The 15,311-nt window shown below is 41.3% G+C and carries 10 protein-coding genes and 1 pseudogene; 5 read left to right on the top strand and 6 right to left on the bottom strand.

Going from position 1 to position 15,311, the window contains the following annotated elements; all coding sequences use genetic code 11:
• Window positions 1–130 precede the first annotated feature (130 nt).
• From M3087_RS07380 to M3087_RS07360, 5 genes and pseudogenes are all read left to right on the top strand, one after another.
• Window positions 131–1,093, top strand: coding sequence for a helix-turn-helix domain-containing protein (locus M3087_RS07380; protein ID WP_249094732.1), 963 nt, complete (start codon window positions 131–133; stop codon window positions 1,091–1,093).
• Between the two features lie 71 nt (window positions 1,094–1,164).
• On the top strand, window positions 1,165–1,722 hold the full coding sequence (locus tag M3087_RS07375; RefSeq protein ID WP_022383619.1) for a Panacea domain-containing protein: 558 nt from the start codon (window positions 1,165–1,167) through the stop codon (window positions 1,720–1,722).
• A gap of 36 nt (window positions 1,723–1,758) precedes the next feature.
• Window positions 1,759–2,109: pseudogene (locus tag M3087_RS07370) on the top strand (hypothetical protein); the annotation flags it as partial.
• An 842-nt stretch (window positions 2,110–2,951) separates the two neighbouring features.
• Complete coding sequence (locus tag M3087_RS07365) at window positions 2,952–3,596, top strand: hypothetical protein (protein WP_249094730.1); 645 nt, start codon at window positions 2,952–2,954, stop codon at window positions 3,594–3,596.
• A 151-nt stretch (window positions 3,597–3,747) separates the two neighbouring features.
• The gene (locus tag M3087_RS07360) at window positions 3,748–5,934 is read left to right on the top strand and encodes an alpha-L-fucosidase (protein WP_249094729.1); all 2,187 of its coding nucleotides are present in this window, start codon (window positions 3,748–3,750) and stop codon (window positions 5,932–5,934) included.
• 348 nt (window positions 5,935–6,282) lie between these two features.
• Here the strand turns inward: M3087_RS07360 and M3087_RS07355 are convergent, their stop codons facing one another.
• From M3087_RS07355 to M3087_RS07330, 6 genes are all read right to left on the bottom strand, one after another.
• Window positions 6,283–8,811, bottom strand: a complete 2,529-nt coding sequence (locus M3087_RS07355) for a tetratricopeptide repeat protein (RefSeq protein ID WP_249094727.1) — start codon at window positions 8,809–8,811, stop codon at window positions 6,283–6,285.
• A 13-nt stretch (window positions 8,812–8,824) separates the two neighbouring features.
• Complete coding sequence (locus M3087_RS07350; protein WP_009018055.1) at window positions 8,825–10,837, bottom strand: ATP-dependent RecD-like DNA helicase; 2,013 nt, start codon at window positions 10,835–10,837, stop codon at window positions 8,825–8,827.
• Between the two features lie 327 nt (window positions 10,838–11,164).
• Window positions 11,165–12,472: a MobV family relaxase gene (mobV, locus tag M3087_RS07345; RefSeq protein WP_249094725.1), complete on the bottom strand. Its 1,308-nt coding sequence runs from the start codon at window positions 12,470–12,472 to the stop codon at window positions 11,165–11,167.
• Window positions 12,473–12,710: 238 nt separating this feature from the next.
• Complete coding sequence (locus M3087_RS07340; protein WP_249094723.1) at window positions 12,711–13,016, bottom strand: hypothetical protein; 306 nt, start codon at window positions 13,014–13,016, stop codon at window positions 12,711–12,713.
• 564 nt (window positions 13,017–13,580) lie between these two features.
• Complete coding sequence (locus tag M3087_RS07335; protein ID WP_087208182.1) at window positions 13,581–13,952, bottom strand: hypothetical protein; 372 nt, start codon at window positions 13,950–13,952, stop codon at window positions 13,581–13,583.
• Window positions 13,949–15,178: a site-specific integrase gene (locus M3087_RS07330; RefSeq protein ID WP_249094721.1), complete on the bottom strand. Its 1,230-nt coding sequence runs from the start codon at window positions 15,176–15,178 to the stop codon at window positions 13,949–13,951. Before M3087_RS07330 ends, M3087_RS07335 begins: the two co-directional genes overlap by 4 nt.
• Window positions 15,179–15,311 lie beyond the last annotated feature (133 nt).

The raw sequence follows: 15,311 nt of genomic DNA, 5'->3' as shown, positions 1-15,311 counted from the left end.
ATTATTTACATAGAAAATTTAATATGTAGCGCAAAATGGATATTCACTTTTATCTGTTTTGCGCTATTTTTGTATATTCAAGTTGATTAAAAATTCATATATTTACATCCATATTGATTTTTATATCACTATGAGAGAAATAGACAATATAAAGAGAATTATGGATGAGGCTCGTATGAGCCAAAGGGAACTGTCACAGAGAAGCGGTATAGCTCATGAAACAATATCCAAAATCCTAAATGGGAAATATCCTCTTAGCCATAAGTTATTGGTCAAAATTGCTGATGGTTTGAACATTCCTATATCAGAATTAATGGAAGATGCTATAACTCCTATCACAGTTGGGGTACAAGGATATATAGAATATGATAATGAGATAATCAAGATTAAATCATTCCGTCAATTACAGAAGTTAGTGCAACAGATAGAGTATGAGACTAGTGTTCTACCAAAACAAGTGAAGGAAATCAAAGCTCTAAATGAGAAGAATCGAAAGTTGATAAAAAATTCAATAAGTGAAAACAACTATGAATTTAATGTCAATAACTTTGAGCTCATTCAAACACATGATGCAACTAAGGTAGATTGTTGGGCTTTCAAAACAGCATCCGACACTAAAGATGGCATTATCTTAGACTTAGGTAACCAATGTTCGGGTTATCCGTTTAACCTACATGGACACATGTTCTATACCTCAGAATCGACATATCTTTGCGGTCAATTTTCGCATAATACAGAAGAACATAAACGCATTCAAAATCAGCTGTTATATGAGAAGAATGGCTATACAGCAAAGAAGAAGGTGAAGAATACTAACAAAGAATTAATAAGAGCTGATTGGGATTCGTTCAGAGCTGAATGGATGTTATACGTTATATGGGCTAAATGTCAGAATACAGATTTTGCAAACAAGCTAAAATCCCTCCCTCCTAATGCCGTAATCATTGAAGATAGCACAACTATCCATGAGGGGACAAGCTCGTTTTGGGGCTGCAAAAATATTGAACTTGAAGAAGCAAGGAAAAAGGTAGAGCGTTATAAAAAAGCGGACAGTAGTGACTTGGAAGTATGCATAGCCCCGTCTCAAATTTAGATTTTCCCGGGTTACGAGCGTATTATTCAATAAATTAGTTGTATGTTTGCAAAGCAATTGAATAAGATGAAATGAAGACTGTTATACAGATTAAAAAAATAAAGGCAGTATTACTCTACATCATGCAGAGTTTTCCTCAGGGAGTGGACTATATAAAGTTATTCAAGATACTTTATTTTGCCCAGCAGGATCATCTTGTCAAATACGGGAAAGTACTTGTGGAAGACTCTTTCAGAGCATTGAGGCATGGTCCTGTACCGACCTACACTTACAAGGCACTGCAAATAGCAGAGGGAAAGCCTTTGGAAGGAGATTTTGATGAATTCCTTTCCGGCATGGAAGTACGTGACAAGAAAGTCTATACTTCCGTAAAACCTGATATGGACTACATCTCAGGGGCGGACAAGCGTTGCCTTGATGCAGCTATTGCAAAATATAAGGATACAGACCCTTATGACCTGTCAGACCTGTCGCATGACTCGGCATGGGAAGAAGCAATGACACGTATCCAGGATGACCCTCAAAAGAATTTCATCACCATCATAGATATCGCAAGAGCCGGAAAGGCAACCAAGGAAATGGTAGATTACATCCGTGAAAAACAAATCGTCAAAAACGCTTTATCCTAAAATCTTATGGACGACTAAACCGGTACGCTTGGAAAACTGAAGGCGGCAATAGCCAAAGCAGAACTGGTAGATATGTCATCAGTGAAGGTTGGTGATATTATTTATGTTTCTCTGAATGAAGAAGATGGACTGATATTGAAAGACGAATATGATAGCCGCAGGAAATATATCGTCGTTATCGGGTTCACTCCGGAAGGAGTTGCTATCGGAGCCTTGCTGATAAACTCAAAAATAGATTCTTCCAAAAGAACCGAGGAGCTGCTAAACTGCCAATATCCCTTATTGGTGTGCAACTATCGCAACATTCTTGATTATGACAGCTGGCTGGACTGTTCGGATATCTTAGAACTTTCAAAGTTGAAAATCACGGAAAAGAATGGAAATTTGATTGATCGGGAATATATCTATTATGGGCTTTCACCGGAACATAGTCAGCATGGAAGCTATAATTTGAATATCCGGGAAAAGCTGTTCATGTTTAGGATTGCTGTCAATCAGCCTGTTTATGTTGTTGATGGTGAAAACAAGAATTCGGTCTTGAAGGAAAATGTATCTTATAAGTCCGAGCGTCCGTCGACAGAGCAGGTAGTGAAGGATTTGTGGACAAACGGTTATTTCGAACTTGTGATTTATGTTTATGCCGGTACAGGTGGAGGAGAGGAGAAGGTTCTGTCTGTTTCTGGACAAGACCTTTTTTATATCAGTAAATTGAAAGTGCGGCATCAACATTCGACTGTATTCAGACATAATAAGTGGTGGTATTCGACAAGAGTTGAAGACTTGAAAGGAAAATGGGTCGATGTATCCAAAAGGGATATGTGGTTGAATAAGCTATGGGACCTGTCATATCTTCCTGAAAATTTCTTTATAAAGGTTGTCGGAGGCAGCAATGGATCCAAACAGCAGATGAGTGAGACTTATATAGCCAACTATGTATGCAAATTGACAGAGGACGGTGCGATAGATCATATCGTGTACGACAATCCTACTAATTTGGGCTTTAGCAAGCAGATAGCATCCATGAAAAAATGTACCAACTCATACATGTGTGCCAGCCGGGAAGATGATCTGGGAGGTGCCATCTTTAACTTTACGGATCCCATTATCGTTTCTGACAAAGAGGTGAACTCGAAAGGCTACGAAATGCATGCACTCAATACAGGTGCGGTCGAATTGGTTATTGCGCCTGTAAGAATAAGATAAACGTAACTATTTAAGTAAGCGCTACTATGAAAGTATCAAGACTTGGATATGCACTTGTATGGACTGCTATATCCTTCTTTTCGCTAACCTCCTGTTCAGATGATAATGAACCGGAAGAGCCCATCTATCATCAAAGTTATGTTAAGGGAAAGGTGAATGGTGAAGATGTGTTCATGAATGACGTAAATGAACATAGGCTTATCGACAAATCCATGTATGATTTCATCAGTAATGATCAGAGCGATACTCCTGCGAAGTTTGACTGGGAGGTAAAGCTGCTGGAAACGAAAGATTCCATCGTTACACTTTTTCTGCATATCGATGATGTCGAGCTGACCAACACTGTCATTTACTCTCCCGACGATAAGGGTAAGATTAAAACTTACAATACATGCTATGTTACGGTGGAAGACCTGAATAAGAAAGTGACCAAGGTTTACCATCCGACACAGCGATATCCGGTTTATGCCATGTGGAGGATGTTCACAGTGACAGAGGAAGCTAAACGAAAAGCACAGGTCCCGTGGGCAGACAACGGTCGCATGAAAGACATAGATGTCAAATATGTCGGACACAGATGGCCGGGTATTGAAGGAAATCTTAGAGGAACATTGACATACGATGATGCTCCCAACACAATGACAATAGACATTGACTTCAGATTGTATTAGCCCATCGGCTTGATACAGGCGATTATGAGCGAGGAAGGTAGAATATGATAACCTTTCTCGCTCATTTTCGTAAGGTCACGTTTTTTGGGAGTTGATTTGATTCTGGATGCGAGATAATAGTGTTACCTTTGGCACATATAAAACGAACAGGATGAGAAAAAAGATTCTAGTGGCATTCATGTTGCTGTCTGTCACTTTGTATGCTCAAAAGGAGAAAGATAGGGAGGTGTGTAACTCAATCCGGGTCGAGGTTACGGACACGGGCGATGAGGTCATGGCCAAAGCTGCGCATGTCGTGCCCACAACCAATCAGTGGGAAGCTTTGAACAATGAATTCATTGCGTTCGTCCATTTCGGCCCGAACACGTTTACCCGGATGGAATGGGGAACGGGGAAGGAGAGTCCCGAGACCTTTGACCTGAAGGAGCTGGACACGGACCAGTGGTGTGAGGCAATGAAAGCGGCGGGCATGAAGATGGTCATTCTTACCGTGAAGCACCATGACGGGTTCGTGTTGTGGCAAAGCCGTTATACCAGTCATGGAATCATGGCTACCGGGTATCGGGACGGAAAGGGCGATGTGCTGAAGGAACTGTCGGCTTCTTGCCGGAAATTCGGATTGAAGTTGGGCATATACTTGTCTCCGGCAGACCTTTTCCAGATAGAGAGCCCGGACGGACTGTATGGGAACGGGAGTACCCCGACCCTGCGTACAATCCCCAGAGAAGTACCTGGCCGACCTTTCAGGAATCAGACGCGGTTCAGGTTTGTGGTGGACGATTACAACGAGTATTTCCTGAATCAGCTGTTCGAGTTGCTTACGGAGTACGGTCCTGTGCATGAGGTCTGGTTTGATGGCGCTCACCCCAGGCGGAAAGGAGGGCAGAAATACAACTATAAGGCATGGCGTGAGCTGATTAGGACGTTGGCACCCGAAGCGACTATTTTCGGACGGGAAGACGTGCGGTGGTGCGGCAATGAAGCCGGGCGTACGCGTGAAAGCGAATGGAATGTGATCGGGGCATACGATGAGGACCCTGCATCCCAGGAAGAGTTCCGCGACTTGCACGGTGATTTGGGGACACGGCACGTGCTGCTGTCGAGAGAAAGGCCTTACTACCTGCACTATCAGCCGGCGGAAGTCAACACTTCGATTCGTGATGGGTGGTTCTACCGGGATGATGTCCATCAGCGTGTCAGGACGGCGGACGACGTGTTTGACATGTATGAGCGGGCGGTAGGAGGCAACTCGATTTTTCTGTTGAACATTCCGCCTAACCGCAAAGGCAGGTTCTCGTCAGCCGATGTCTCCGTGTTGAGGGAGGTCGGCAGCCGTATACGTGAGACGTATGGTCTGGATTTATTGCAGGGTGCAGACGGACCGGGAGAAGTGCTGGATGGGAATGAGGACACCGGTCTGTTGCTGGATGGGGCTGTGAAAGAATTTGTCATTGCCGTTCCCGAACCGATTACACTGAACCGCTTCGTGTTGCAGGAGGCGGTGCGCACAGGCAGTGAACGGGTGGAACAGCATACCCTTGACGCCTGGATGGACGGACAGTGGAAAGAGATAGCTCGCGGCACCAATATCGGCTATAAACGCATCCTGCGCTTCCCTGAAGTGACGACCGGAAAGCTGCAAGTCAGGATTACCTCATCCAGGCTTTCTCCTGTAATCAGTCGTGTGTCGGCTCACTACTACCGTCAGCGTCTGCCGGAACTCCGGATGTGGAGAGAGGTGGACGGTGGGGTGCACATCGCCGGTGAGTTGCCCGAAGGCGTCCGGGTTCATTACACGACGGACGGCAGTGTACCGGACTCCACATCGCCGGTCTATACGGGACCCGTATTGGTGGAAAATGCCCTGTTGAAGGCGGCAGCCTTTGAGGGTGAAGAGCGTGGTCCGGTCTGCGAGGAACGGTTCGGATTGCTCAAAAGGGACTGGAAGGCATCGGCTTCCGTTCCCGAAGACGCGCAACATCCGCTAAAAGCAGCTTTCGATGAGCAACCGGCTACGTACTGGATGGTCGGGCAGGTCAGTCTTCCGGCAACATTTTGCCTGGATTTGGGAAGACAGCAGCCTATCAGTGGTTTTGCCTATACTCCGCAGCAGGAACACAAAGAGGGGATGATAACCGGCGGAACCGTTGAGGTCAGTTCGGACGGCAAGCAGTGGAGCAAGGCCGGTGATTTCACGTTCGGCAATCTGGTGAACGACCCTACCCGGCGTTTCCATTACTTCAAGGAGCAAGTGGAAGGAAGGTATCTCAGGATTGTCATTACGTCCACAGAAGGAGGAAGCAGGGCCCTGAGCATGGCTGAGCTGGATGTGTTTTAGAGCGATGTAAAATAGAATCTTCCAACCGAGTCGTTGTCGTATGCTGTCTAAACGTGTGGGACACACACGCTTGGAAGAGAAAAGGTGTGTCAGATGCTTACAGATAGATTTCTTGTAAAAATCGTCCGCCATACAATAAATTTCTGTAATTCTGGAAAACTTCTGTTAGTGCCTTATACAAAAGACTTTAGGAGAATTACCCGATTTTGAGGTAATGAATTAGCAACTGTGCCATATGCTATGTTCTGCCTTGAATTGCATTCAAGTAACTCTTTATTATTGCAAAGGTATAAAAATTATTTGGCAAGCAATAAAAATAGGATATATTTTGTCTCTTGTCAAATAATTCTATTGATGTATTTTTATAACTTTCCATTTACCCTGTCCAGCATATATAACATCGGCAGTAACATAGCAGTCTTTCGTGATATTATACTCACAAAGAATAGAATGATGAACGTAGTAATCACCAATAAATGCAAAATCAGGAGAATCATCCCAAGAACCATTTTTATATTTTAATTCTAAGTGACCTTGAATTGTCTTTATTGCACTTGTGTTTATTTCTGCAGTTTCTTCTACATTAAGTACAATAGGCCTTTTTTCACCTTTCCTGTCTTTTGTTACACAATAGAATATTTTCAAGCATTGTCCTACTTCGGGACGAAGATCCGTATCATTAAAGAATACGATACCTCCAATTTTTCCTTGACCGAAAGTGTAATGGAATAATTTTTTTTGTATGTTTATATCGTCAACGACCACAATACCAGAATTAAAATTCGGTAAAGCAGTTTCTTTATTTACTTTTTCTACATTAGCAATAACTACTTTGTTTTCATTCTTTTTTATAATAGTATATTCTCTGAAACTGACAAAATCCCCTTTTGAAATAGTGCCCCATTTTTCTTTAAAAGCTTGAAATATTTGCTGGGAATCTTGCGTTACAATATGTAAAATTTTCTTCTCTTCATTCAAATATTCTACATATCCAAACTTTTGGGGAAGTCCCATCCATAGCCTTGTTTCACTCTTATGCATGCAAAGAGGTATATATTTAGCTTCTGTCACTTTTGTTTTATTCCAAGAGAAGCAACTTGTCTGAATTTGCTTTTCCTCTTTATCTACATGACACTTTACTCTAAAAACAGAACCAAATATCGCATTCGTCAAAAAAGGAAACCGCTTTACATTCACTTGAAATATAACGTCTACCCCATTTGTGAGAGTGCAATAAGTTTTTCCGTCTTTTTCCCATCTATCCACCAGCGTAACCTCTTTTGCTTCAATTTCTGAAAAAGCGTACTCTTCAGCAATGGTGGCATATCTATTATACAATAGCTTATTATTATTGGGCGGAATAACTGATATGTCGACTCGTTCAATATATTCTTGGTATTTCCGGGAAGTGTTTTCATGAAATTTCTTATATATATTCAATTCGCATAAGGCTTCAGATGTTAGCTCTTCCTTTATAAGCAGGTCGGCTAAAGTCAAATGAATAGAGCCGAGAAAATCTTCATTTCGTTCAACAAGTAAAGCCTTAGAAAGCAATGCTATCTTTAATTCATTACTATCTTGTATACAATCTGCCAATTCACTCCATACATAGTATTTTTCACTCATTTCAAGTAATAAAGATTTGTACACATTGATAGCAAGGTCATATTGCTGTTGCCATGTATATATTATTGCTCGTTGTCTTAATATCCATTCATCTTTTTTAGCACGTTCAATAAGAACATTATACAATGAATCTAACCAAGATACTAGTTCTGCATCTCTTGGGTGTGATTCTTTGAGATATTCATAACACTTCTTTGCTGCTTTAACAGCCAAAGGTTTATAAGTGTTACCATTATTATCTGTTTCTTCTTTCCAATCAGCATCCATGAGGTTTTCATATCTCCAATCTCTAAAAAAGTAAATAAATCTCCATGTTTCTTGACCATTCATGTAACGCTCTGCAATTTTCAACACTTCAGAATGCCAATGAGAAGCACCATAAACGGCGTTTCTTTTATTATAGACAGTAAAAGCTTCAAACATCTCACGCATTTTACCTTCTTTATGAAGATTCATAATTTCCCAAAACTGCGGTTCACGTAACAGGTCAAGTGTTTCTGTTTTTGGGAGATTTATCTTTTCACACAGCATCTCGACATCAATATCCTCGCCGCTATTTACAATTTGACGACATATACGAGAAATAAGCGAGGGAATTTCACTACCATTGTAATAGCCCTTGTTCAAATCTTCATAACGTAAATTTTCTGGTTCCCAGAGCATAAAGAAACGGTAAAAACTAAAATCAGAATGTTCTTTTGAGAAACTCAAAGCAAAGTTCAATATTTGAGAATGAAGCATTGAAGGACGTTCATTCCTAAGATACATATAGTCTTTTAGCAACGTTCTTATTTCCAACGATGTCAAATTTGAAATTTTAGCCTTGATATAACGATAAATTATCCAGCCTAACTCTTCATGCAAAGCTGAATCTACATCATTTGCAGAGTCAATATAATTCTTTACCTGAACATAAGCATTTGAAGGATCATTTTTTGATAGCTCGGATGCTTTTGAAATAGCATCAGCGTTAGGTTGCAATCGTTTATACAAATTAGTATAAGCTCTTTCTCCTGCGCCACTATCATCCACCATTGTAGGAAGTAATGAAGACATCTCTTTCAAGCAAATTTTAGCTTTATCTATGGCGTTTCTATTGCATAGTTGCTGACATATATCACGCAGAACCCAAAAGAGAGACATTTGTGCCCATGGGTTATTCCTATCTTCTTTCAGATCATCTATGGCCATCTTATATGCTTCTTTTAGATTACCACTTTTACGCAATAATGTTACTTCTTTTACAGACATTAGTATTCTTCTATTATGTTAATTTTTCTATGAGTTGTGACAGTTTAATATCAGCTTCTCCGATATCAGAAAGTGGAGCAGCATAGTTAATAAACCCTTTCCCATTAAAGAAAAAAGTTATAGCAGCATAATTACCAGAAGCTTTCATATAATATACGAGTTGGTAATGTTCTTCCACCACATTTGTTAATATGATACCACATTCATCACACAAAGAAATCATGCGACTATGTAGCATCTTTAATGACTCCAAAGATGGATGATAGTCTATTTTATATTTGATATTTTCATCATTCTGGAAGAAAAACAACAACTCAGTGTCATTGGCATCTGTTTCATATTTTGTAAACAGACCTGCTCCATTATATATTGCATCAATTCTTACTATACCGGTTGGTGTATTTACTTCATAAATATCTCTCCAAGGTTTACAGATAACGTTCTTTACTGAATATAGAGTTCCATTCATATTCTTTACAACAGACCAATATTTACATTTTACTGAAGGTAATATTGATGAAGGATGAAAAGGTGTATCCTCTATATTATCAAAAGATAAAGCATTAACAGCTGTTTTTGCAGTTTTATTGATAGGGGTTATTTTAAGAGATGTAATAGGTGTTACATCAGGAAGATTAATACACCATAACATCTTAGAAGCTCGAGTTATCGCTGTATATTTCCAACGAAGGCTATCCACATCAAGCCCTGTGCGTCTTGAAAAATCTACATAAACTGTATTCCATTCACCACCCTGTGATTTATGGCATGTAAAAGCATAACCGTACTTTACATGAAGAGCATTGTAGAAAGGGTCTCCCCACATTGCCTTAGTAAATTCTTCAGATTTAGGATTAGTCAATCCTTTCTCCGTACGCATACGCATTACCATATTGATATAAAGAGCCTTCATTTCGTCAATTGTCAGTGAAGGTCGCTTGTTTTGGAGTAATGTATCAATAATATAGCGTTTATAAATATTACCATCTTCTACTTGAAAACTTATTTCTCTGAAATCAAGCGTAATGATTTCTTTTACTTTTCTCCCATTTTTTTCAGTCCAAATAGGTGCAGACTGAGAGATAATATCATTTGATGTTTCTACTACAGTTATGATATCACCATTCAATAATTCACATTTATCATAATAGTAGCTATTGCATACTACCATCAATTTATCTCCTACCGCCACATGATTCGTTTCAGGAAATATTATATTACGAATAGCCGTATTATAATCAGCTGCTTGTTGATTTGAGAAACAAACTATAGCAGACGATTGTTCTGGATCTTCACAATATTTCTTAGCAACTTCCATTGCTCCAATATCCATTACTTCATGTTCCTTTTTCTTGAACACAAGGCGATTTCGTTCTTTTTTCCGAATCAACTCACGAAGTATTGTAGCATTAGCCAAAATACAACTATTCTTATCTTGACGAACAATGTCTGTGAGCTCATAAGAATATACATTCATTTCTAGTATATCAAAATAAGTTTCATCTAATGCAACAGAACAATCATCACCTACGGGAGGCAACTGCATAGGGTCACCAACAAAAATTACCTTTCCACCGAAGTTTAATCTTGCATAACTAAGTAAATCCTTTATTAATACTCCTGTACCAAATTGGAAAAGTTCATTCTTTGATTCACGAGAACTAATCATGGAGGCTTCGTCAATAATATAAATACACCTCTCGTGGTTATCTTTAAGTGGAAATATATATTTAAGTGTTCCTTCAGATTCTTCCACTATTAGATGAGAAAAATTATAGATTCCCCTATGAATAGTAGAAGCACCATAATTTGGTAATTTAGAACGTAATATTTTTGCAGCACGTCCGGTCGGAGCCATTAACTGAATATGTAAAGATTGAGTAGATAAATAATCTGCAATACTACGAATCAATGTCGTTTTACCTGTACCTGCATATCCTTTCAAAATAAATACTTGGCTATCTTTATCTGCAATGAACTTTTCAATCATTATCATTGCTTGCTTCTGTTGTGCAGTTAATATCATTTATATTCCATTTTATGTTATTCATATTTGTCACCATAAGGCTAAACTAAAAAGCGTGGAACTGTATGCCACACTCTTTACTTGAAGGTCGTAGGAAACCATAGATGCAGATGTAACAATAGCAGCCCACGCTATATGCGTGAGAACCACTATGCTATCCTTGCATCTAATTGAAAATTTCCTACGTTTTCAAGTACAAGATGAGCATAACGCTTCTTCTATTTTCATATGTCTTTGGACAGAGTTGTCTCAATCCATTTGCAAAAGTATAAAAAAGCCGTGATAATCCGCTCAATACAGGCAGATTATTACGGCCGTTCCTTTGATTTATAGTTTTATACCTCTATCTTGTTTCTGCTTAGGTATTCCCATGGCTTCCCTAAACTCATTCATCTTCTTTCTGAACCAGTTCACATGTGAAACCCCGTCTATCTTGAAATCGAATTTACCGCTTTCATCCTGTTTGATGGAGCAGACAGAATGTCGGGTATCAAAACTTCGGTTAAACTCGGAAGAATAGAGTTTACCTTTTATTCCGACCTCCTTGAACTCGCACAGTCTTCTGATTATTCCGTCATTGAAACCCAAACGTTCACGTAGGAAGTTTACCACAGGTATAAGCTTCTCCACATACGGAAAGTAGCGTCTGACAAAATCTGTAAACTCCGACAGCTTACGGTGCTGTTGCTCGTAAGCGTTTCTTATCTCCTGTATCTGTTCGGCTTGTTGCCGTTCCCGTTGTCGGGCTTCGTCTTCAAGTTCAAGGATGCGGTCTTGCAAGTCCTCGTTCCTACGTTCCAATGATTTCATTTTTCCACTTCCGAAAAGAGAACCCACACTGCTTGCAAGGGCGGTTGCCGTATCGGTGGCTGCGCTTTTGAACTTGTCGGTGCGGATTTCCACTTTTACCTGTCTCAACTCCTCCTGCGCTTTGGTCTTCTTCTCCTGCAATAGTCTGGTTTCGGTTTCAAGGGTTTCATTCTTCTTTTTCAAGTCCCGATAATACTGCATGGTGGTAGTGTGCCGTGCTTCCGAGCCCCGTACCCCACGTTGCAATCCGTATTTCGTCATCACCCTTGCGTAATTGTCGTGGTAGGCAATCAAGGTCTGGCGGTTGAACAGGTCATCGGCACACAAACGGACGGAATTTGTTTTCTTGCGGTACTTGCGCTTGCCGTCCGTCTGTTCTTTCTTGGCTTTGCGCCTTTCACCTATTACGATGGGAACAACGGCTGCGTGGATGTGTGGAGTCTTCTCGTCCATGTGCAGATGGGCGGCAACCACATTGTCTTTGCCGAATGTGGCTTGCAGCCATTGGATGCTGTCGTTGCACCATTCGTCGAGCTTTCCTTTTTCCTGTATGTTCATCATGTCCTCGTGCGTACCCGACAAAACCACCCGGACAACGCGGACTTGGTCGTGCGTGATTTTCCGTCTGATGCCTGCCGTGTTCAGCCTGTGGGTAATCGCTTCATCCCTGCCGTGAACGCCATCAGGGTATTCGACAAGCACCCTGTTCAGATGTGTTCTTGTCGGGTCTGCGTTTTTAGATATTATCTTTCTCTCTATATGGTCGGACTGCGTGGTGTCCGATGTACCCTTTGCCTTCTTAATGTCCAATGAAAAATATCCCATATCATTACTGTTTTTGCGGTTATCGTTATGTTTCTTCTCTCTGCCTGTGGCATCGGCTCACTGGGTTTATTATGCAAATGAACCATTGCAGCACTCGGCATAATCCAAACGAGTTTGTCTTCTGCTCTCGTTTGCACAGGGTTTCCAAAGGGATTTCCCTTTGGCTCGATAGGGTGTTTTTAGCGTTACGGAGTAATGCGTGAAGAAAACGCCCTATTGAGCTATGGCTTTTCTGTTCTCAAAAGCCTGTGAGAGTACCAGCTGTATAGGCAGCTCTTTTCTTTTCATTGATATGATACGCCTTCCCTTGTCGGCTGGTCGGACAACAGGCAGGTCGGATGTCCGACCGACCAGCTTGCGGATAGTGGCATTTCCTTCCATCCATTTGTCCCGCAAACTTGTTGGCGGATGAAAATCCGATGAATTGATGAGTTGACAGGATAATAAACTGATAACCTAAATGATATATGTTCATCATCGTTTCATCAAACCGCTCACCAAAAGAAAAGTGATGTAGAGTGCGGTGTGTTCTTTCTCTTTTCATCAGCCCGATTCTCTTGTTGAAAGGTTGATGAAGACGTAAGTTTCTGTTTCTCTTTATTTTTATATATACTTTCATCATCTCATCAAAATATCAGAATTTTTCCAGCTGTATTTTGTTTACCGTGTAGTAACGTCCTATTCCTCTTATCGGCGAATAATGACAATCCCGATTCACAATCTTGTAGAGAATTGTACCTACGCAAATGATTCCTTTTTTTCTTCATGTTCTTGATACAGGTTTTAGTGCTGCCTACATTCTGTCGGCAACGGGTTAAACATGGTTGCAAAGCTACGGAAGTGTCGGTAAAATCTTGATACGCAAATCTATGCGGAACGGCGCAAAATAGGTCATGCCAAAAGAAAATGCAGTATAAACGGGTGGCTCTTTCAGATAAAAGGAGATAAAAAAGCCCGAAGTCGTGGAATATGCACGTCTTCGGGGACTGGATGTTGCAGATAATTACAGATTGACTGACGCACTGATTTACGGATTTAATGACTTCATGTCGTCACTACGTCAGATTAAACCGTTAATCATCAAATGACTGAACATAAAAAGTTCATTCTAACATTTATTCGGCATTCTGTTATTCACTGACACCAGCAGGACTTGTTTTTCTTTTCGTCGGCACAATCTTTCCAGCAGTGCATTGCGAACCGTTGCGGCACCTGACGTGTCAATGCGAAAAGCGAGTGCCACCACCATCGGCAAGGCATACATGTCCGCATAATAGCCGTTGGGCAGCTTGATACGTTTTTCAGCTTCAAGAGGATTCAAAACTCCACACTTGTACACGGCACGAATGGCGGCACGGAGCGTCGGGGCGATTACCCCGAACAGCTCTACCAGCTCCATTTCATTCATCCATATATTGCCTGTATCAGATGGTATGGTAATTCTACCATAGCTGTCCGTTGTGATTATTTCCCGTTTCATATCCCTGCCATTTTCACGTTCCCGAATGATTTGCTCAGCTTGTCGCCCAGCATCGTGAGGTCATTATCCAATTTCTGCACGGTTATCTTCGCATAGATTTGCGTGGTCTCAATGTTCGTATGCCCCAGAATACGGCTGACGCTCTCAATTGGCATCCCTTTGCTGAGAGCCAGGGTCGCAAACCCGTGCCTTGAGCAATGAAAGCTGATTTTCTTGGTGATGCCGCATTCCTTTATCATCTTTCCCATACGCTTGCATATTGACCAATAGTTGAGATTGGGGAATACAAGATTGTTTTCCTGAAAAGCCTTGTAACGCTCGATTATCTGCAAGGGAATATCCAGCAGCTTCACCTGAAACGGTACACCCGTCTTGTGTCGTTTGGAAATAATCCATTTCTCACCGTTCACTTCCACAATCTGGTTGTTGCTTAATTCCTTTATATCCACGAATGAGATGGCGGTAAAACTGGCGAAAACAAAAATATCACGGAGATAGGAGTTCTTGGGGTCTTTGAGCTGAAATTCCATCAATGTTTTCAACTCATTCTCCGTCAGATATTCACGCTCTTTCGTGTTCGGGCTTATATGGAACTGGGCAAACGGATTTCTCGGTATATGTCCGTTGAAATGTGCCCGCATCACCACACCTTTCAGCCACATGCAGTTTTCCCATATCGAACCGTTGTGCAGTCCGGCTTCGTTGGAAAGGAACACGGCGAACTCCTTGATGAAGTCGGGCGTAAGTTCAGGCATGGAGATGTCGTTCCGCTTGTAATGTGACCTGATGAATGCTGCCACATGGTTTCTTGCCCGCACCCTTGCCATATAGGTAGCCCTGACCCTGTCTTTTCCGACACGCTTCTTGAACACTTCATTTTCCTTGTCGAAAGCACCGAGCAATGTTTCATACTCACCGCCCAATCCCTGATAGGCATTGCGAACCATTTCTGCCGTTACATACGCTTCACGGTCGGATATACGCTGGTAATGCTTGATGATTTGAGCCTTGATGTTGTCAAGTGCAAGATTAGTCTCCCTCGCTTCCATACTCTTGCCCTTTGCCTTGTTCCCTTTGGCATCCCAAAGCTCTTTCGGGATAGTCCGCTTGCAGCTGAACTGTGCTACCGTTCCGTTGATTGTAACCCGTCCCATGATGGGGACAATTCCGTTCTTTTCCTTACTGCCATTCACGTAGAACAGCACCTTGAATGTGCTTCTTGCCATACTCGTTTCTTTTTGGTTCAAAACTATAAATCAACGAGTTACCTATTGATAAGCAAAGCTGTGCAGAACGCCGCAAAATGAAACAGGGACTGTTAAATCTGCACTTTCATCGGGTAATGATTAGGAAACCGTT

The organism is Mediterranea sp. ET5 (assembly GCF_023337025.1).
In the GTDB taxonomy this organism is placed as follows: domain Bacteria; phylum Bacteroidota; class Bacteroidia; order Bacteroidales; family Bacteroidaceae; genus Phocaeicola_A.
The sequence above is the reverse complement of the archived record's forward strand: the minus strand, read 5'-3'. Positions and strand labels throughout refer to the sequence as shown.